General features: G+C 42.6%; 14 protein-coding genes and 4 pseudogenes. 8 read left to right on the top strand and 10 right to left on the bottom strand.

Going from position 1 to position 18,881, the window contains the following annotated elements; all coding sequences use genetic code 11:
• Positions 1-58 precede the first annotated feature (58 nt).
• The gene (locus CLIN57ABFB40_RS10835; RefSeq protein WP_162222857.1) at positions 59-985 is read left to right on the top strand and encodes a tyrosine-type recombinase/integrase; all 927 of its coding nucleotides are present in this window, start codon (positions 59-61) and stop codon (positions 983-985) included.
• Between the two features lie 420 nt (positions 986-1,405).
• Positions 1,406-1,840, top strand: coding sequence for a DUF6078 family protein (locus CLIN57ABFB40_RS10840; RefSeq protein ID WP_175630060.1), 435 nt, complete (start codon positions 1,406-1,408; stop codon positions 1,838-1,840).
• Between the two features lie 101 nt (positions 1,841-1,941).
• Here the strand turns inward: CLIN57ABFB40_RS10840 and CLIN57ABFB40_RS10845 are convergent, their stop codons facing one another.
• From CLIN57ABFB40_RS10845 to CLIN57ABFB40_RS10870, 6 genes and pseudogenes are all read right to left on the bottom strand, one after another.
• Entirely contained in the window at positions 1,942-4,032 is a 2,091-nt protein-coding gene (locus CLIN57ABFB40_RS10845) for a BT4734/BF3469 family protein (RefSeq protein WP_175630061.1), read from the bottom strand.
• Between the two features lie 809 nt (positions 4,033-4,841).
• Positions 4,842-5,078: pseudogene (locus CLIN57ABFB40_RS10850) on the bottom strand (hypothetical protein); the annotation flags it as partial.
• A gap of 50 nt (positions 5,079-5,128) precedes the next feature.
• Positions 5,129-5,989, bottom strand: coding sequence for a hypothetical protein (locus CLIN57ABFB40_RS10855; protein WP_175630062.1), 861 nt, complete (start codon positions 5,987-5,989; stop codon positions 5,129-5,131).
• Positions 5,986-9,654: an ATP-binding protein gene (locus CLIN57ABFB40_RS10860; RefSeq protein WP_175630063.1), complete on the bottom strand. Its 3,669-nt coding sequence runs from the start codon at positions 9,652-9,654 to the stop codon at positions 5,986-5,988. The genes CLIN57ABFB40_RS10855 and CLIN57ABFB40_RS10860 overlap by 4 nt, the downstream gene beginning before the upstream one ends.
• Positions 9,638-10,189, bottom strand: a complete 552-nt coding sequence (locus CLIN57ABFB40_RS10865) for a condensin complex protein MksE (protein WP_004308256.1) — start codon at positions 10,187-10,189, stop codon at positions 9,638-9,640. The genes CLIN57ABFB40_RS10860 and CLIN57ABFB40_RS10865 overlap by 17 nt, the downstream gene beginning before the upstream one ends.
• 29 nt (positions 10,190-10,218) lie before the next feature.
• Positions 10,219-11,415, bottom strand: coding sequence for a hypothetical protein (locus tag CLIN57ABFB40_RS10870; RefSeq protein WP_065538050.1), 1,197 nt, complete (start codon positions 11,413-11,415; stop codon positions 10,219-10,221).
• A gap of 229 nt (positions 11,416-11,644) precedes the next feature.
• Between CLIN57ABFB40_RS10870 and bla the strand changes: the two genes are divergently transcribed.
• From bla to CLIN57ABFB40_RS10890, 3 genes and pseudogenes are all read left to right on the top strand, one after another.
• Positions 11,645-12,535, top strand: a complete 891-nt coding sequence (gene bla, locus CLIN57ABFB40_RS10875) for a class A beta-lactamase, subclass A2 (RefSeq protein WP_175630064.1) — start codon at positions 11,645-11,647, stop codon at positions 12,533-12,535.
• A 52-nt stretch (positions 12,536-12,587) separates the two neighbouring features.
• Positions 12,588-13,986, top strand: a pseudogene (locus CLIN57ABFB40_RS10885) (GNAT family N-acetyltransferase).
• A 16-nt stretch (positions 13,987-14,002) separates the two neighbouring features.
• Positions 14,003-14,188 (top strand): annotated as a pseudogene (locus CLIN57ABFB40_RS10890) (hypothetical protein); the annotation flags it as partial.
• Between the two features lie 102 nt (positions 14,189-14,290).
• On the opposite strand, the gene CLIN57ABFB40_RS10895 reads toward CLIN57ABFB40_RS10890, so the two are convergent.
• A complete protein-coding gene (locus CLIN57ABFB40_RS10895; protein WP_175630067.1) occupies positions 14,291-14,755 on the bottom strand; it encodes a MaoC family dehydratase in 465 nt (154 codons plus the stop codon).
• A 118-nt stretch (positions 14,756-14,873) separates the two neighbouring features.
• Entirely contained in the window at positions 14,874-15,401 is a 528-nt protein-coding gene (locus CLIN57ABFB40_RS10900; protein WP_175630068.1) for an SGNH/GDSL hydrolase family protein, read from the bottom strand.
• 114 nt (positions 15,402-15,515) lie between these two features.
• Here CLIN57ABFB40_RS10900 and CLIN57ABFB40_RS10905 point away from each other — a divergent pair, with 114 nt between their 5' ends.
• Positions 15,516-17,195: an RluA family pseudouridine synthase gene (locus CLIN57ABFB40_RS10905; RefSeq protein ID WP_175630069.1), complete on the top strand. Its 1,680-nt coding sequence runs from the start codon at positions 15,516-15,518 to the stop codon at positions 17,193-17,195.
• A 50-nt stretch (positions 17,196-17,245) separates the two neighbouring features.
• Here CLIN57ABFB40_RS10905 and CLIN57ABFB40_RS10910 read toward each other — a convergent pair whose 3' ends face one another.
• Positions 17,246-17,452, bottom strand: coding sequence for a hypothetical protein (locus tag CLIN57ABFB40_RS10910; protein WP_024987137.1), 207 nt, complete (start codon positions 17,450-17,452; stop codon positions 17,246-17,248).
• A gap of 75 nt (positions 17,453-17,527) precedes the next feature.
• Here CLIN57ABFB40_RS10910 and CLIN57ABFB40_RS10915 point away from each other — a divergent pair, with 75 nt between their 5' ends.
• Both CLIN57ABFB40_RS10915 and CLIN57ABFB40_RS10920 read left to right on the top strand, forming a co-directional pair.
• Positions 17,528-17,827 carry a nitrous oxide-stimulated promoter family protein gene (locus tag CLIN57ABFB40_RS10915; protein WP_175630070.1) on the top strand — a complete coding sequence of 100 codons (300 nt, stop codon included), beginning with the start codon at positions 17,528-17,530 and terminating at the stop codon, positions 17,825-17,827.
• Between the two features lie 34 nt (positions 17,828-17,861).
• The gene (locus tag CLIN57ABFB40_RS10920) at positions 17,862-18,596 is read left to right on the top strand and encodes an SDR family NAD(P)-dependent oxidoreductase (RefSeq protein ID WP_175630071.1); all 735 of its coding nucleotides are present in this window, start codon (positions 17,862-17,864) and stop codon (positions 18,594-18,596) included.
• A 19-nt stretch (positions 18,597-18,615) separates the two neighbouring features.
• On the opposite strand, the pseudogene CLIN57ABFB40_RS10925 reads toward CLIN57ABFB40_RS10920, so the two are convergent.
• A pseudogene (locus CLIN57ABFB40_RS10925) lies at positions 18,616-18,870 on the bottom strand (GNAT family N-acetyltransferase); the annotation flags it as partial.
• Positions 18,871-18,881 lie beyond the last annotated feature (11 nt).

Consider the following 18,881-nt stretch of genomic DNA (forward strand, 5'->3'; position numbering starts at 1 on the left):
ATTATATCCTCAATTCCCGTAGCTTTACCCCGTTTTGTTTAACTAAAATATAAAAAGTATGACTCAAAAGAAAACTATCAAAGAAATTTCCGTACTTTGGAAAGAAGACAAAAAGCAATATGTGAAACAATCAACATTTGCTGCGTACGTATTAATTCTTGAAAACCACATTAATCCGACATTTGGAGAGATGTATGAGTTAGAAGAAAGAAAAGTTCAAGAATTTACTCTTCAAAAGCTCAATAATGGATTAAGTAAAAAATCCATTAAAGATATTCTTATTGTACTGAAAATGATATTGAAATTTGGGGTAAAACATGGATTTCTAGATTATAAAGAATGGGAAATTAGGTTCCCAACAGAAGAAGAAAAGCAACATTTAGAAGTACTCAGTATCTCACATCAAAAACGAATCATGAGTTTTATCCAAGAACATTTCACATTCAAAAATTTAGGTATTTATATCTGTCTAAGTACCGGACTACGCATTGGAGAAGTATGCGCTTTAAAATGGGATGACATAAACATTGAATTAGGTATTATTTCTATAAAAAGAACCATTGAACGCATCTATATCATTGATGGAGAAAAAAGACATACGGAACTTATTATTAATACTCCAAAAACCAAAAACTCCATTCGTGAAATCCCAATTACAAAAGAATTAATCAGAATTTTAAAACCATTAAAAAAGATAGTGAATGGTAATTATTATATTCTAACTAATGAAGAAAAGCCGACAGAACCAAGAACGTATCGCAATTACTACAAAAGGCTTATGAAAGATTTGAATATCCCTGAATTAAAATTTCATGGACTCAGACATAGCTTTGCTACACGCTGTATAGAAAGCAATTGTGATTATAAAACTGTAAGTGTTATTTTAGGACATTCCAACATTAGTACGACTCTCGACCTTTATGTTCATCCTAATATGGAACAAAAGAAAAAGTGTATAGATAGAATGTTTAAAGGATTAAAATAATCCATATAAGGGAAAAAGAGAACGACTTTTTCCCTTTATATCTTTTCTTTCAATATATTTGTACTCAAGCTATTTAAATTAAAAATTTCACCCTAAAACAAATTACTATGGCAATTATTAAAATTGGAGAGCTATCAAAACTTAGAGGATTAGATACAAATAAAAGAAACAGGAAATAGATAACATAAAAGCAAATCATCTCCACCTTGGAAAACTGATAGGAAATTATTGAGATACTTTCTCAAAACTTATACTGACACAGAGAAATAAATATAGCTCAACAAAAACTCCTATTACATACAAATAATATTTGTCCAAACGCTTCTCATTCCCAAAATAAAGCCCTACTTTTGTGAAGAATATTTTCCCGTATATAAACGTATTAACCAAATATTTCACAAATAAAAGAATCCCTACAAAATGAAAGAAGAATCCGACAGCCCGTCTGTCCCCTACAAATTCGCCCGTTGTTACAACGACCGATGCCCGCAAGCCGCAAAATGCTTGCGCTACATAGCTGCACAAAATGAAACAACCGATTACCTTTATATCTCCATCGTTAATCCGGCACGTTATCCTGCGGATGGAAACCAATGCGAATGTTTCAAGACTGCCGTCAAAGTTCATGTGGCATGGGGGCTAAAACGGTTGCTCGACAGAATCCCTTATGAAGATGCGGTCAGTATCAGAATACAATTGATAGGACACTATGGGAAAACAGGATATTACAGGTTTTATCGTGGAGAACGGGGACTTATGCCTAAAGACCAAGCCTACATCAAACAATTGTTCCGCAATAAAGGAATCAAAGAAGAACCAACTTACCAACGCTACACAGAAGAGTATATTTGGTAAATTGCTGTCATCTGTCACAGATTAGGAGTTAATACATTCGTAATGAACCGATAAGGCTGTGACAGCAAGAGGTGACAGCAAGGTGACGGCATTTTTTGCCGTCACCGGCTCATGAGTCTTACCACATGATAGAGTGTACCGCTACGCGTATGTTTGGAAGGGATTTCCTGCTTTTTCAGTATTCTCCCGAAAGAATTAACCCTTTTGACAGACATCGGGATGGAACTGCCTTTTTGGATTTCTTCCATAATCTCGGCAGGAGACAACCACTCCCCTTCTTCCGACTGCGCGGCACGGAAATAACGGAAGAAAAGTTGCTCTTCCGGCGGAACTTGTTCAAATTCACGGTTGTTTTCCACCATAATCTTCTCTTCCTCCCGGTCGAACCAGTAACGCTCGCCATGTTCCAATTCATACATGGCTTGCGCATAAAGCTGCTCATAGTCTATCGGACGGTTGGTGTCAATCACTCCGGTCACTTCGATGCAAATAAAACGACGGCTACCGGAAGGGTCGGTCAACAAGTCTTTTTGGTTACTCGTAGCTATAAACGAGGCGTAACGACGCATTTCGAGCACGGCACTCCCATGGGGTTTCCTCACATTCAGTACAGGCTTTTGCAAAATATGTTTCAGGAAGCCTTGTTGCGTCGAACTCACCTGATCAAATTCATCTATGTTGATGAGCGCAAAACGATTAAGATAAAGTTCGGCATCTTTCTTTCGGGAGAAATCAATGCTGTCGGTATAGTAGGCACGCTCGGAAGGGGGCATTATGCTCCGGCAAAAGGTAGATTTGCGCGTTCCTTGCGGACCGACCAATAAGGGCGATACACTGTTGGCATACTTTTTATCGCTTCCTTTCCAATGAGAAACCATATTGAGGAACCAACGGTGGAATAAATCCGTCCAATACGGATTCTTACAGGGAACGGTGGCTGCCAACGCGCGGATACGGTCTTTGCCGTCCCACCCGGGAAGCCGGTAGAGAAAATCTTCCAACGGATTGAATACGGGCACGCGATTGGAGTAGACATAACGGCTGATATCCCTGTCCCACAACGGAATGCCTTCCATTTGCGCATCCAAGGCAATGCTGTTCAGCGCACGTTTGTCAAGAGGATTGAAACGGAAACGGAAAGAAAGCCTTTCACGATATTCCACCTCGCCGATTTGGGTGTTATGGCGGAATTCATAGCGGCGTTTCATGAATTCTTCGGTCCGCAAGGCGAGTTGCTGCTCTTTGGTCAGACTGATATGCTTGCCGAAACCTTTGCATTCGGTATATATATTGCCAATCATTTGTCGGATAAGCGCTTCCTGTTTGTGCATATAGAAATGGAAAACGGTACGTTTCACGACTTCTTCCTGGGGAAGTCCCGAAGCAAAACAGTTTTTAGCCAGTTGTACGACTAAAGGATGCCATGTGTCTTCGCGCAATTCGAGTCCCGCTTCCCTAAGATCGATGTATGCTTTGCGCAAGGCAGCCTCGAAAAGCATCAGGAAAGCCATTTCAGCATCATATCCCGGCATGGCACGGATCAATGGAGATTTTTCCGACTGAACCGCTTCGCGGAAAGTGGTTTCTTCGGGCATGGATGACGGTTGGGAGAGATAAAACTGAACCGAATCCGGACGATAGATAATGTCCGGGTCGTAGGATAAGCGTGAATATTGTTCCAAAGTCGGTTCTTTTGGAAGGATATCGAACGGGATTTGGGGCTGATAACACTTCACAGCCAACCGATAGGCGTGGGCATGGAACAGTTCCGCCTCTTCCTGTGTTTTGGGAAGGGAGTTGTCCGGTCGGGTGAAGGTAGTCCATATTTTCACCGTTTTGCCACTTGAACCTACGAAAACACAACGAGTTTGCGGTTGCTCGCAGGCTTTTCGTTTCACTAAAGCGATTTCGGACTTATTGGATAAAGGACCGACAGTCAGTTCCACCATACCATTGTAGGTTTTCATCTGCTTCTGACCGTTTACTTTTCGGAATTCGGCGGCGGGAACTATTTGGGGGAGTTTATCGGCAAACATACACCGTTTATCGGAAAGGGTATATCGCAGATGCTCTCTGAAGGTAGAAACAGGACGGGATTTTATTTCCGTCTTTATCTTATTCACCAGTATATCAAGATCCATTACGCTGAGCGCTATCGTATCTTCGTTCTTACGAAATTGAGTGATTTTCATTAATTTGATAATAAGTATGTTTGTCAGCGTCTTTATGATCGTTGAGATTGCTAAGTTAGTCATAATATCCGAGACCGGCAAGGATGACAAGTTATTAATTACAGGTCAACTAATTTTCTCCTGCATGAAATTTTAGTTCCAATTTATAGAAACAATAGTTCCAACGAATAGGAACTATTGTTTCTATAAATTGGAACCAAAGTTTCAAGTAATCGAAACTACAGTTTCAAGCATACGAAACTAAAGTTTCAAACAATACAGAAACTACAGTTTCGCCACTTTTCACTATTGATTTCAAGACAGGACACCATTCAGAGATATAGAGACAGCCGATTGAACGTTCTATCTTTCCGGTATTCTTTGTTTCTTATGTGACAGCATTATTGCCGTCACACTGCTGTCACCTTGTGCTGTCACACCATTAAGTGCTTATAATCTGTAAATTAGAACACAATTTGTGACAGATGACAGATATTTTTCATTTTTTTATTTTATAGAGAGGTGAATTCCTGGTTCAAACTAATTCGGCGAGTCAGCTATTGAGACATGAGAGCATCGTTTCCACACAAGCCTATGCCTTGATGAACATGGAGAAATTTCTCCGCTTTCTTCTTTTTTTGGGAAAACACTGATAAGTATTAATAAATAAACCCGCATATTCCATTTATCTATAAAGAATAGAGAATAAGGTATTTTCTCCTTTCTGTTTTAATAGGATATCCAATACTTGATTGATGTCGGAAGAATGGGAAAACATACAGATGAAATGATACAGAGTTTACAATATTTATATAACCTTACCAGATTCCCCTCCGTCCCATATTCTGCTCGGCATAGTCATTCAGCAAAGAAGCATACATAGCAATCAACTGTTCCGAATGAGTATCCTTCAAATAATGAGCGTACCGCATCAATGCTTCCAACCTATCATATTCAGCGGATGACAACAAGGTGAACAAACGCTCATTATCCTGTTCTTTCACATAAATATCAACCTGCACATTTCCACCGAAAGAGAAATAGTTGCTAAATTCCGTTTCCTGCATGCCAGAGGAACAAAGTTCTCAAAATTATCCAGTGTAATCATATGACTAATTTAATTCTTTAGATATCCTTCTTGTTCATACGCTTTCCCATATTTATGAATCATTGCCACCAATGGGCTTAGACGTTCGTCAGAAACCAACATGGCCCGATAGCGCAAATACTGATTATCATAAAGCTGCCGGTTTCCGTCCTTGAGGCGTTTCTTCACATCCGCAGGAATGAAAAACTCCGCACGATTGCCCAATTTAGCATAAAATTCATTCAGAAAGATGAAGATTCCTGCCAAATCGATATCTCCGAAATGGATATAACGATTGGGAATCATCTTTAGCCAGTTACACAAATCCTTCGATTGCGGGTAACGGGACACGAAAAGGACTTTCATTCCTTCAAACAAATACTTTTGGGCACGGATATGCTGGAAATTCTCTCCATTCTCTATACCCACCACTACAACATCTTCAGGAATACGGAAATCTTCGTAATCCTGCATGAAGATGGAAGTGCCTTGCAAGGGAGAAAGCACACATGGTTCGCCATGAAAAGTAGCTTCTATAGGCGTATAACAATTGAGGAGAAAACCTTTGAACGTACGGGTATATCTCAGTTTAGAGTCCCCCGCCTTCGCCACTTGCTCCGAACGTGAAACTTCATCCGGACAGTTCTTCATCTCAATCCAATCTTCCAGCTCCATGCCGGAAGTATAATTCTGAGCAAGATAAATACGACAACCTTCCGGGTCAATCATACGAAAACTACGCATACTCCCTCGGGGAACAATAGTGATGATTCCCTCATCCATTAATCTATTCGCTATCAGTCCAGCAAACTTTGTGTAAGGTACGAGCTCGCCGCCCAGCATTTTCAGGACCTGCCTCGCCATTGCTAATGTAAATAAACTACCACTCATTTTTCTACCTTATTATAGGTCAATAATGGGACAACCTGTGTGTTTGCCCGCCCGTCCTTACTCAGCAAATAGGTATAACGATAATCTTCCACATTGTAAGTAGTGGGAGAACTGTTTACCAACAAGATATTCCGGCAATTGGCAAAATCCAGAATACCTTTCACATTGTTGGGATGTAGCTTGCCTATTTCATCCATCATGCAATGGATTTTAAAGTCACCGAACTTACGCGACGCCTTTTCTTTGAATACATTAATCAGCATGATATTGACCATTGCTTTCACCAGAATGTCCGTACCGTCGGAACCTACATTGGCTATCTTCTCCACCCATCCCGTATCGTTATCATTCTCTTTCACACGGAACTCCAGTTTAAATGTATCGGCAAGCGCCAACCGTCTGCGTCCCGGCTCGTCAAGCAGGAATTTCATAAACGACAGCAAATGCCGGACAGCCGTCGCATTGACATCTTCACGGGAATCCTGCGAGAACAAGTCAACCTTTCCTATATTATATTGGTTCTCATCACAGAACCGCTTAATCTCCAGCAATAACTGCATCAGTTTATCGCTGCTCTGAAGCGGGCGAAGTGCTATTTCCTTTATTACTCCGGCAAAATTCCGTTTGACAAAATCGTCGTTGATATCCTTTATTGTTCTGTGTATCTCGCTTTCATTACGGGTCAGTCCTCCCACTTCCTGCGAAATCCGGCGGATTATATCCGTATACCGTTCACTGATATGTTTCTGATAGTCGGAAATCTTATCATTATCCACAAACTCGCACAAATTGGAAGCGAAATCATAGTAATCCTGTTCTCCAACCAGTTCCGTACGGAAATGAAACGTGTTTTTTGACGAGAAGTTTCCATTGAACTGCGTCACCGCTTTCTTGAATTCTTCTGTTTTTCTGATAGTGGATACGATGAGAGACTTCAATTCTTCCACAATAACATCGCAACTTTTCCGGGTAGGCTTCTCTCCTATTTCCGTCACAGAAGGCGGACAGAAAGTTTCATCTTTCCGAAACATATCCACTTTATTCAACCCGTCCTCCAATAAATGCAATTCCTTGCTAATTCGGTCGAGGTGCTCGTCCACCCCTTTTTTCTGAACTTGCAACTTTTCCTTTTTCAGATCGAAACGTTCGTTCAATGCAACCAACTTCGCATCCAATTCCTTCTTCCGGCTTCGCGTAGCAGGTTCTTTATCAAACAGTTCCTCTTTGTCTTTTTCATAATAAAGAACTTGCGAACGGGATTTGCCAATATAATCCAATTCTTTATTTATTTCGGCAAGCCTGTCATCATACTTGCGGATAGTGACCGTATCAGCACCCTTTCCATTCAATTCATTCTCCTGCGCCTGCTTCAATTCCTTTTTCCGCTCCTCAGTTTGCTGTTTCATCCGCTCTATCTCTTGCCGAACACCGGCACTGAATTCTTCCAGTTCCTTTCGAAGCTCAGTCCGACTATCATTATACACTTTCCGGCAGGCTTTCAGCAGTTTTTCCCGTTCCGCCAAATGCTTCTCCTTCTCGCCTTCCGCCACATAAAGACGATGACCGATATCATTCAGTTGCGCCTGTAATTCTTCGACACAACCTCTTTTCCATTCCTCCTCTTTCGTCTTCCACGAGGCGTAATCAGCCTGCAAATTCTTCAATTTTGCAGGAATCTGCATTCGCTCGGCTTCCATCAGATGTTGTTCTTCCAAAATACTATGTATTTGTTTCGAATACTTCTTCTCCAAAGAAGAAACAGCTTCCGCCTCTTCTTCCGTCAGTCGGGTGAGACGGTCGATACAGAGTTGCCGGGCTGCTTGTTGCCTGTCGCGCTCCTGCTTCATTTCCTCGGGAGTGCGGACAGAACGCTCGATGGCTGTCAGATTGAGTGAAACGCCGAACAAAGTAGCTTCCTTATTCACTAATTGAGGTTGCAGTTCATTGTTGTACAGCACCAGTTCCTCATCCGCCACCTTGCCTATCGTCTCCTGCCAATCCGGTTTATTCTTCTCCAACCATTCGCACAACGAACCTTTTCGTTTCTCAATCAAGGCATCCAATGTTTGCAACTGTTCTTCAATCGCGCTCCGCTCTTTACGAACGGTCTCCATCTTTGCCTGAAATTCCCATTTCAATTCTTTCACTTTCCATTCACACTCCTGTCTCAACTGCTTTATTTCTCCTTGCTGCTGACGGATGCCAAGTTCCAGTTCCTTATCCTTTTTGCGCAGTTCGTTGATACCGTCTTCACAATCGGACATTTCTTTTTGATGGGGATGCTCGTATTTCACCTTTTGAAGTTTCAGGTTACACTGTGCCTGTTCATCGCGCAACTGCCGGATACGATTATCCACTGTCTGCACTTTCTCTTCTTGCGTTGCTCTTACTTTTTCTTCTTCCACACGGAGCTGTTGCATCAACTCCTCCTGCTTGCCGGCAATCTCCGCATTCCGAACATTTATCCGTGCTTGCTGGCTATTCTCAAAAGTATGGAAATCTGTTTCCAGTTTCTCAAACAGCAACCGGTACTTACTCAATACATCCTCATAAGCCCTTGTCAGTTCCGATTTCATATTCCGGACTTGTTCTAGTTCCTGAACCAATAATTCTTCGCAAGATACCCGTTTGATGATTTCTTCAATCTGCATCTGCTCGTAATGCAGACGTTTCTCACGTATCTTTTTGAGCAAATCGTTTATTATACCTATATCCCTAATCAAGCCATCACGCTCATTGGTGTACTTTTGTTGCAGTTCACCCATAAGCCGCAGCAACCGTTCACGTTCCGTCTCCGCTTTAGTCTGTTCTTCCTTCACTAACGGAATCTCATGTAAAGCCTGTTTCTCCGCAAAGTTAAGCTCCGCACGCCCTTCACCAATCTGCTTTTGGGTATAAATCAAGTCACGATAGGCGTTCATTACTTTCTCCGCCATCTTCCGGACAGGCACTTCTCCATTCTTGTTCTTTGTAAACCAAAGCATCACGTCCCTGTATTCCTGCTCGAATTCCTTTATCTGGCTACGATAGAAATCCAAATCAACAGAGATATCCTCATCACTCATCGAACGGATAATGGTATCTTTTATAAAATCGGCATCCAGTTTGGAATTTAAAAAGACGTTCTGTATCGTACGGGGAATATTCTGATATTTTGCACTTTCCACAATGGCAAACTTGCGGTAGGGTATCATTTCATGCTTGCGGTTATTACCGAAGATGATGTCCCGATACATCTCATAGCTAGTCACTTGTGCAGTAATCTGAATCTTCGCGCCGATGTGTTCGCGGATACGTCCCCATTCGGAATGTACCACATTATGCTCGTCAATAAACCAGTCCTGTTGGAATGGCGCATCAATAAAACGGAAAAACACCCGTCCCTGGGATTTGGCAGCTACCACACAATACGCCCCATTCTCCCGCATCACCTCATAGATAATGTAAGAATTGGCGTATGGAAAGTAAAAAGCATCGAAGCTTTTCTTCTCCTTCGGAATGCCTAGTCTTAGTTTGTCAGCATTATAAAAGAATAGGATGGCACGGAGCAGCGTACTCTTACCGACACCTTGCGTACCTATAAAATGTACGTTCCCATCCAACTTCACTTCCGCATACGGAATATGGGCACTGTTCAGAAAAATAATCTTATTCAGGTATCTCATCTTGCACCTCCTCTGAAATTGTGATACAATCAACCAAGTCCTCCATATAATGGAAAGCCGACAATACTTTATACGTCCCATCGAGTTCGTTTTCTTTCTCTATCAGTCCTATACTCTCCAGTTCTTTCAGCAGTTTGCCGACAACTTCATCATATTTCTTCTTATCCGAGAACAGTTTGGTTGCCTTTTCTTTCAGTTCGATATCGCATCCTATCTGAATCTCAATATCAGCAGCACGAAACAGAAAACCCGGGCCGAATGCCGAATGATAGGTTTTCAGGAAACTCAGGTAATCAATCCACTTCTGAATTGCTTCCAGTTTACGTTCCAAATCGACTTTCGATTCCTTGCGAGTAAAGTAGTAATAACCGTCACCACCTTCCAGATAAAAACCGATACCTTTATAGTAATCATAATAATCGGGCAAATCCTCCTCAATGGCATCATACAAGCGTTTCACTTGGGTAGAGACACTATTGGAAGAAATGAATCCCCCTTTGCTAAGTATATTAAATATTTCTTCAGTGTATTTCATGGTCATCTGTTTTTAGCATTCAGCATACATCATTTGGCATATATTAAAGGGTATTCCACTTCATCGGAGATTTCATAAGTATCCGTAAAGCGAAGTTCGTCGGCATACTGTGATGCCAGTTGGCAGAAAAAAATTAATTTCTCTCCACGTGTCACCTCTTTCCGGTAGCGATAGTTCATCACAAAAGAGAACAGATGGGTGCTGGACGCCATAAATGAATTATGCACCTCCTGCAAGTTTACGGTATCTATCATTTGCGACTGCCCATCCAAGTATCCTTCTGGAATGGCATCTGCCAATTGTTTCATTCCTTTCGGAGTATTTTTCTGCCGCGCGACAAGTTTCTTCAATATCTGAAAAGCCTCATCGGAAGTCCGTAGATTATCAATGGAAAGCTTGATGCGATAACCGACCTGCGGCTCCATCCAAACGGGATTTTTTTGTGCAGCAACAGAACGGATACTTGTATGTTCTTCCAACAAGAACTGGTCTTTCAGGTACTTCAGTTTCTTTACTTTCTCAAGGATACGGTTCTGATAATCTATCAGATTCAGATAATGGATGATTTGCTTCTGGATTTCAATCAGGTTATGGTACGAGTCATTTAACTGAAGTTTTACGTCACTTACTACATTCCGCATCTGTACATCCATCGCCACCCGGAAGAAAACAGGCTGTCCGTAGTCTATCAATTCCTCACTTTTACGGATCAGCAGGGCAATATTATTTCGTTTCTCATCAAGCCGGACGAGTTTGGTTTTCTTTATCTTATAATTCGGTTCGTTCTTATAAGTATTATCCATGTTCCTTTTCAAGTCCATCACATTGCGAACTGTAGTCAGAGCGATGTTTTTCAGACAGCGTTTCACTTCACGCTGGTAGTTGTATTTACGTTGCTCGTTATTCTCTTTCAGATAATAGTCAATATTTTCATTCAGTCGCGTCAGGTAATCCTGTACGAAAGAGACATTGATTTCTTCATTCACTTCGAGCACATCTTCAAAGAATTTCAGATAAATATCCTCCATTTCTAGAAAATCACCAGTGTCCCGGATGACTCCATAGTCTATCAGATAGCGGATACGCTCTTCCTTGTATTCCGTCATTTCAAGCGCATAATCGTAACGGAACGAAAGAGATTTCCGTTTGGCAAACATTTCTTTCAGAAGTTCTTTCTCCCGGTCGAGACTCTTGACCAGTTCTTCTATGGAACGAAAAGTGCTCATATTAGTTTTATCTTTTAATAACGATTACTTGTATAGATTTCCGTTACTATAAATTGTAAAGTAACAAGATTCCACAAATATAACGGAAAAAGCATATGAAACCTAATTTCTTTGTTTACAATTTTGTTATAACAGAATTTAGGATATCATCCTCACTTTTTCAAATTACTATTCATACCTTTGTGACTTCGATAGAGAATTAGTAACCTATAAAAAAAGAAGATTGATTATGCGCTCATTCATTGTGTTTCTTTGCTTAATCCCCGTTCTGTTGTTCTCCTGCCAAAGTGTCCCTCTTGAGACGCTATTGAAAGAGGCTATCAAAGATAAGAAAGCTGAAATTGGCATTGCCGTCATCATAGATGGAAAAGATACGGTAACTGTTAATAATAAAACTCATTATCCTTTGATGAGTGTCTTTAAGTTTCATCAGGCCTTGGCACTGGCTGATTATATGGGAAAACACAATCAGTCATTGGATACTCTGTTGACGATAGAGAAATCTGATTTAAAGCCGGATACGTATAGTCCCCTACGGGATAAGTATCCGCAAGGGGGAATTGAAATGAGCATTGCCGACCTGCTAAGATACACACTTCAGCAGAGCGACAACAATGCCTGCGATATACTTTTTGATTATCAGGGAGGACCTGATGCAGTAGATAAATACATCCATTCGTTAGGTATTCAAGATTGTGCCATCGTCGGTACGGAGACTGCCATGCACGAAGATTTGGATTTGTGTTATCAAAACTGGAGTACTCCGTTGGCTGCTGCCGAATTACTGGAGATTTTCCGGCGGGAGCCGTTGTTTGCCAAAGAATATAAGGATTTTATCTGGCAGACAATGGTAGAGTGCCAGACCGGACAAGACCGTCTGGTCGCCCCTTTATTGGATAAAGGAGTGATAGTGGGGCATAAAACGGGGACGGGAGATTTGAATGCCAAAGGGCAACAGATTGGTTGCAACGATATCGGTTTTGTTCTTTTGCCTGACGGACGCGCTTACAGCATAGCTGTCTTCATAAAAGATTCTGAAGAGAGTTTTGCGGACAACAGTAAGATTATCGCTGATATTTCACGTATCGTTTATGAATATGTGATGCAGTCAGCTAAATAAAGAGGGAATAATAGTTAACAGCCATAACGATAAAAAGAAAATCAGATTTAAAATGAAACTACATCATATCGCTATCTGGACTTTTCAGTTGGAAGAATTGAAAGAGTTCTATGTCCGCTTTCTGGGTGGGAAAAGCAATGAGAAATATGTGAATCCTAAGAAAGGGTTCGAGTCTTACTTCATATCTTTCGGTGAAGGACCTTCTTTGGAACTAATGAGCCGCCCCGATGTACAGAATACGGCGGTGGAAGAAAACAGAATCGGTCTGACGCATCTCGCTTTCACGTTTCCCAGCCAAGCGGAAGTACTTCGTTTCACGGAAGAGATGCGTTCCGAAGGTTACACCATTGCAGGTGAGCCGCGTACTTCGGGAGACGGTTATTTTGAAAGTGTAGTCCTTGACCCGGACGGGAACCGTATAGAATGTGTATATAAGAAAGAAGATGGAGAAGAAAACTGAAACAGGGGAAACTGTGACGCCCCGTAGCCTTGAGACGGTAAGGCTGCTACTCCGCCCTTTCCAAGAAGAGGATGCGGAAGCTTTCTTTGCCTGTTGCCAAAACCCGAACTTGGGTAATAATGCAGGATGGGCGCCACATAAGACGATAGAGGAGTCGCGGGAGATTCTTCAGAATGTGTTTATCGGCCAGGAGAATATTTGGGCGATGACACTGAAAGATACGCGGCAACTTATAGGTTCCATCGGAATCGTCCCCGACCCGAAGCGGGAAAATCCGCAGGTGCGTATGCTGGGATACTGGCTTGACGAAGCGTATTGGGGCAAAGGATATATGACGGAAGCGGTGCAGGCTGTACTCAATTACGGGTTCTACGAACTGCAACTCAGCCTCATCACTGCCAATTGTTACCCGCACAACAAGCGGTCGCAGCAGGTGCTCGAACGGAACGGTTTTATCTATGAGGGCGTGCTGCATCAGGCGGAACTGACATACAACGGGAATATATTCGACCATTTGTGTTACTATCTTCCTAATATATGCCGGGCTACCCCGCAGGATTACGAGGAGATTCTGGAAGTCTGGGAAGCATCGGTACGCCACACGCATCATTTCCTCACGGAAGAACATATCCAATTTTACAAGCCGCTGGTACGTAATCACTATTTACCGGCGGTAGAACTATACATTATCCGGAATGCCGGTAGAAAGATTGTGGCTTTTATGGGACTGAGCGACGAACTCATCGAGATGTTATTCGTAAATCCCGATGAGCAGGGAAAAGGATATGGCAAGCGGTTACTGGAATATGCTACCCAGAAAAAACAGATGGACAAAGTAGACGTAAACGAACAGAATGAAAAAGCACTCAGTTTTTACCTTCATATGGGATTCCAAATCACCGGAAGGGACGAAACGGACGGTATGGGTAAACCTTATCCGATTCTGCATTTACAGTTGAAAGAAGCGAATATCCAAGAAAGTGAAAGTTAACCAAAAAGAAAACCACATGAACCTGCGTGCAAAATTATCCGAGCGTGTGCATATCGAAGATATCAGAGAGATACTTCACTTCATACAAGATAACGGACAGCTCAGAGAAGAAGTTTATCAATTTATCTTTGACGAGGACGAGATTGTCTCTTATCAGGCATTATGGGTTTGTACGCATTTCTCAAAGGAAGATGTGGAATACACTAAAGGCGATGAAAGCTAAGAAGTAGAACATATCAAAAACAAGAGAAGCTGTCTCCCGTCAAAGAAACAGCTTCTTTATTTATGTTATTCGTGAACTAAATCAATTGAAATAGTACAAGAATACGGCGATTCCTTCGAGTGCCTTCTTCGGTTGGTCCTTGATTTCGATGGCAAACTTGATTTCAGCTTTTGCCACACCACGGAGATTGGTCAATGAATGAAGCGTAGTCACCAGGCGGATGCTCTGTCCTGCCAACACAGCCTGACCGAATTTCATCTTATCCATGCCGTAGTTAATCATCATCTTCAGGTTGTTCACCTGGATTATCTGGTTCCACATATACGGCAGCATGGATAATGTCAGATAACCGTGAGCTATTGTGCTATGATAAGGGCTGTCCACTTTGGCACGTTCCGTATCTACGTGAATCCATTGGTGGTCCAGTGTCGCATCTGCAAAAAGATTGATACGTTCCTGAGAGAGTTCCACATAATCAGAAACGCCTATTTGTTTACCTACCAGTTTTTCAAATTCTTCGTACGAATTGATAATTACTTTTTCCATAGTCTTATCGCTTTATGGGGGTTATTAATCTATTAATTGACGGCAAAATTAGGAAAAATAAACTGATATGCCATCTATTTTTACGATAAAAGCAGCAACAAAAGAAGTCGGGTATCACTCATAAACCGACGGCTTGTTTCACAGCTTCGGCCAGTATACTGTAACCTTTGCCATTCAGATGCAGGTCGTCGATGGTTAAATCCGGATTCAGCCTGCCGTCCAGCAACAGGCGGTCGAATACATCGAGGTAGATAATATCCGTTGCTTGCAGTTTCTCGTGTATTTTCTGATTGAGCATACGGATGAATTTGTTTACTACCGTACTGTAATCATCGTAATCATTTCGTGGAAAGATACAGAACAGATACGTCTTCAGTGAGGGAACGGCAAGAACCGCCTTCACGTAACGTTCCACATAATCGTCCACATTCTCTTCGTTCAGTCCGTAAATGTCGTTCGTGCCGAATTGTATAATTACCCGACAGTCGGAAGTATCCGCCGAGAAGGATTCTACATAAGCCAGCCCCTCACCGGGAGCACCGTAGTTCAGGCATTTCCATTGGGGGAAATAAATATTCAACGCCCAAAATGCCATATGACTGTTGCCTACGAAAGCAAATTTTGGTATTTCTTCTATCCTATCCATTTTATACTCGCTCAAACATTCGCTTTATTTCATTCAAACTCCAAAACAAATATAGAACAAAATTCGCGGATTTACCTTACTTTTGCACCAATAATCACATTCAAATATAAACCGATGATACATTTTTTCAAAAAGCCCGTTTCACACATTGCGCTACCGGCGAAATTCACTTATCCTTTCCATTATACGCCCCATCCGTTGTGCGTATTGGCGGCAGAGGAAGTGAAAGAGTATATCGCAAGCCGAAAGGAATGGCAGGAAGAATTAGCTCTTGGAAAGATGTTCGGGGTTTTGGTTGTGGTGCAGGAAACGGAAGGAACTACGGATAAAGCCAAAGAAGAAGGTACGGACGAAGAAAGCAGGATAGGTTATTTAGCCGCCTTTTCCGGCAATTTGGCAGGAAAGAACCTGCATAGTTATTTCGTTCCTCCTGTTTATGACCTGCTGCAACCGCAAGGATTTTTCAAGATTGAGGAAGAACAGATTTCTGCTATCAATATCCGCATCAATGAGTTAGAGAGTAGTACCTCCTATCTTGAGGCGAAAGAAAAACGAGAGATAGAAACCGAACAAGCACAGGCGGAGTTGAATCAAGCCAAGGCGGAACTAAAAGCCGCGAAGGAGGTCAGAGAGATTCGACGCCAGTCTCCAAACGGGATTTCCGAAGAAGAACAAGCTATTTTGATTCGGGAAAGCCAATATCAGAAAGCTGAATATAAGCGAAAGGAGAAGTATTGGAAAAAGCGGTTGGAAGAGAGAGAAGCGGAAGTTAATCGTTTCAAGGATGAAATAGAAAGGTTGAAAGCAGAACGGAAAGAACGTTCGGCGGCTTTGCAGCAAAAGCTGTTCGGAGAGTTTCGGATGTTGAATGCGAGAGGAGAAGTGAAAGACTTATGTACTATTTTTGAGCAGACTGTACGGAAAGTACCGCCCGGCGGTGCAGGTGAGTGCGCGTTGCCCAAGTTGCTGCAATATGCGTATCTTCATCAACTAAAGCCGTTGGCTATGGCTGAGTTTTGGTGGGGGGATTCTCCGAAAAATGAAATCAGGCATCATGGTTATTACTACCCTTCCTGTAAGGGGAAATGTGAGCCGATTCTACAACATATGCTTCAGGGGTTGGAAGTAGACGAGAATCCGTTATTGGATAATGTTCATAAAGATACGAGACTGGAAATCGTGTTTGAGGATGAGTGGTTATTGGTAATCAATAAACCGGCGGGAATGTTATCCGTTCCGGGAAAGACAGAGGATATGGATTCCGTTTATCACCGTTTGAAGAAAAAGTATCCCGATGCGACAGGGCCTATGATTGTACACCGGCTCGATATGGCGACTTCGGGATTATTGCTTGTCGCCAAGACAAAAGAAGCGCACCGGCATTTGCAGGCACAGTTCGAGAACAGGAGCATAAAAAAACGATATATCGCTTTACTGGACGGGGTTATAGCAGAGACCGAAAAGACAGGAATAATCTCACTTCCTCTCTGTTTGAACCCGCTCGACCGTCCCCGCCAGATAGTAAGTGAAGAATACGGGAAAGAGGCTGTTACTGAATATCAGATAATCGCAAAATCAGAGAAATATACCCGCATCGCCTTCTATCCGCTGACCGGACGCACCCATCAGTTACGTGTACATGCCGCCCATCCGAAAGGGTTGGACTACCCCATTCTTGGAGACGAACTTTATGGCAAGAAAGCGGACAGGCTCTATCTTCATGCCGAGTACATAGAATTCCGCCATCCTGTCTACGGAGACATCATCTGCATACAGAAAGAACCGGATTTTTAAGTTTCCGCCCTCTTTCAAACATCGCACTGGGCAAAAGAGAATCTATTACCTTATCTTTTCACCAGTCTTTTAGGAGAGCCATGCCATGAACAGCCTAAACAATAGACTTCTGTCAAATCGAACCCCTCCATGGAATCTGCCGGATTCTTGGGTACAATTTCTCCATCTTCCATCACATAGACCAACAACCTTTCATTCCGGTCGTTCTTTACATATAGGGCAGCAATCTTACATTGCGGACATAATAACTTTCTCATGCCGCAAAGATACAAAACAGAATTGGATAAATTCTCTGTAATCTTCCTTATCTTTGTACAGTTCAAAAAGAGAAGATGAAAAAACAACGTATCACACACGAGAAGAGAACCGTAGAACTGATGATTCGGCTCTACTGCCGCAAAAAGGAGAAGAATACCGCCCTTTGCCCTGATTGCGAAGAGTTGCTCCGCTATGCACACGCGCGTCTCGACCATTGCCCGTTTGGGGAGAAGAAGAGTTCGTGCAAGAAGTGCACGGTACATTGCTACAAACCGGCAATGCGTGAACGGATGCGGCAGGTAATGCGCTTCTCCGGCCCGCGAATGTTGCTGTATGCACCCTGGGAAGCTATCCGGCATTTGCTGGATTTATAGGAAAACAACGTTAATCTAAACATATATATTTCTAATGAAACGAGCCATTATTATAGGAGCCACCTCCGGCATCGGGCAAGAAGTTGCAAAATGCCTGTTACTGGAAGGCTGGCAGATTGGAATAGCAGGCAGACGACAATCCGCCCTCGAAACCCTGCAACGGGTTGCACCCGACCAAATCGAAATCCAGGCATTGGACGTAACCCTGGAAGATGCGGCGGAGAAACTGAACGTACTGATAGAAAAAACAGGCGGCATGGACTTGTTCCTTCTTAGTTCCGGCATCGGTTTCCAAAACATGAAGCTGGATATGGAAATGGAGCTGAACACAGCACGTACCAATGTAGAGGGATTTACCCGCATGGTGGATACCGCTTTTGCATATTTCAAGAAAAATGGTGGCGGACATCTGGCGGTCATCAGTTCCATTGCAGGAACGAAAGGTCTTGGCGTCGCTCCTGCCTACTCGGCAACCAAACGTTTTCAGAATACATATATTGATGCCCTTGAACAACTTGCACATCTCCAGAAGTTGAAAATTCATTTCACCGATATTCGTCCCGGATTTGTAGCCACCGATTTATTGAACGACGGGAAGCATTATCCGATGCTGATGAAAGCGGAAAAGGTGGGATGGCATATTACCTGTGCCCTGAAACATAAAAGGCGGGTAGTAGTTATCGACTGGCGTTATCGGATTCTTGTCTTCTTTTGGAAAATGATTCCCCGTTGGTTGTGGAAACGCCTGCCTGTAAAGACGAATGGATAACAGAGCGAACCGCTAAAAATTCCGGGTGACGTTCTAACCACCTCACGGCGTATGAGCAGGTGGCTTTCGGTTTCATTCCGTTAGCCAACGCATAGTCATAAGCGGCTTTCACCAATGCAGCAGCTACTCCGCGACCTTCTATCGGACGGGGAACAATCGTGTGAATGATGTCGAAAGAATCACCTAAAAGGCGATATTGTACAAAGGCGGTGCGACCGTCTACTTCTGTCTTGAACAGTTTCTGTTCGGGCTGATGAATAATTTCGTAATCCATAATCTTGTTTT

Source organism: Bacteroides acidifaciens (genome assembly GCF_903181435.1).
Lineage (GTDB): Bacteria > Bacteroidota > Bacteroidia > Bacteroidales > Bacteroidaceae > Bacteroides.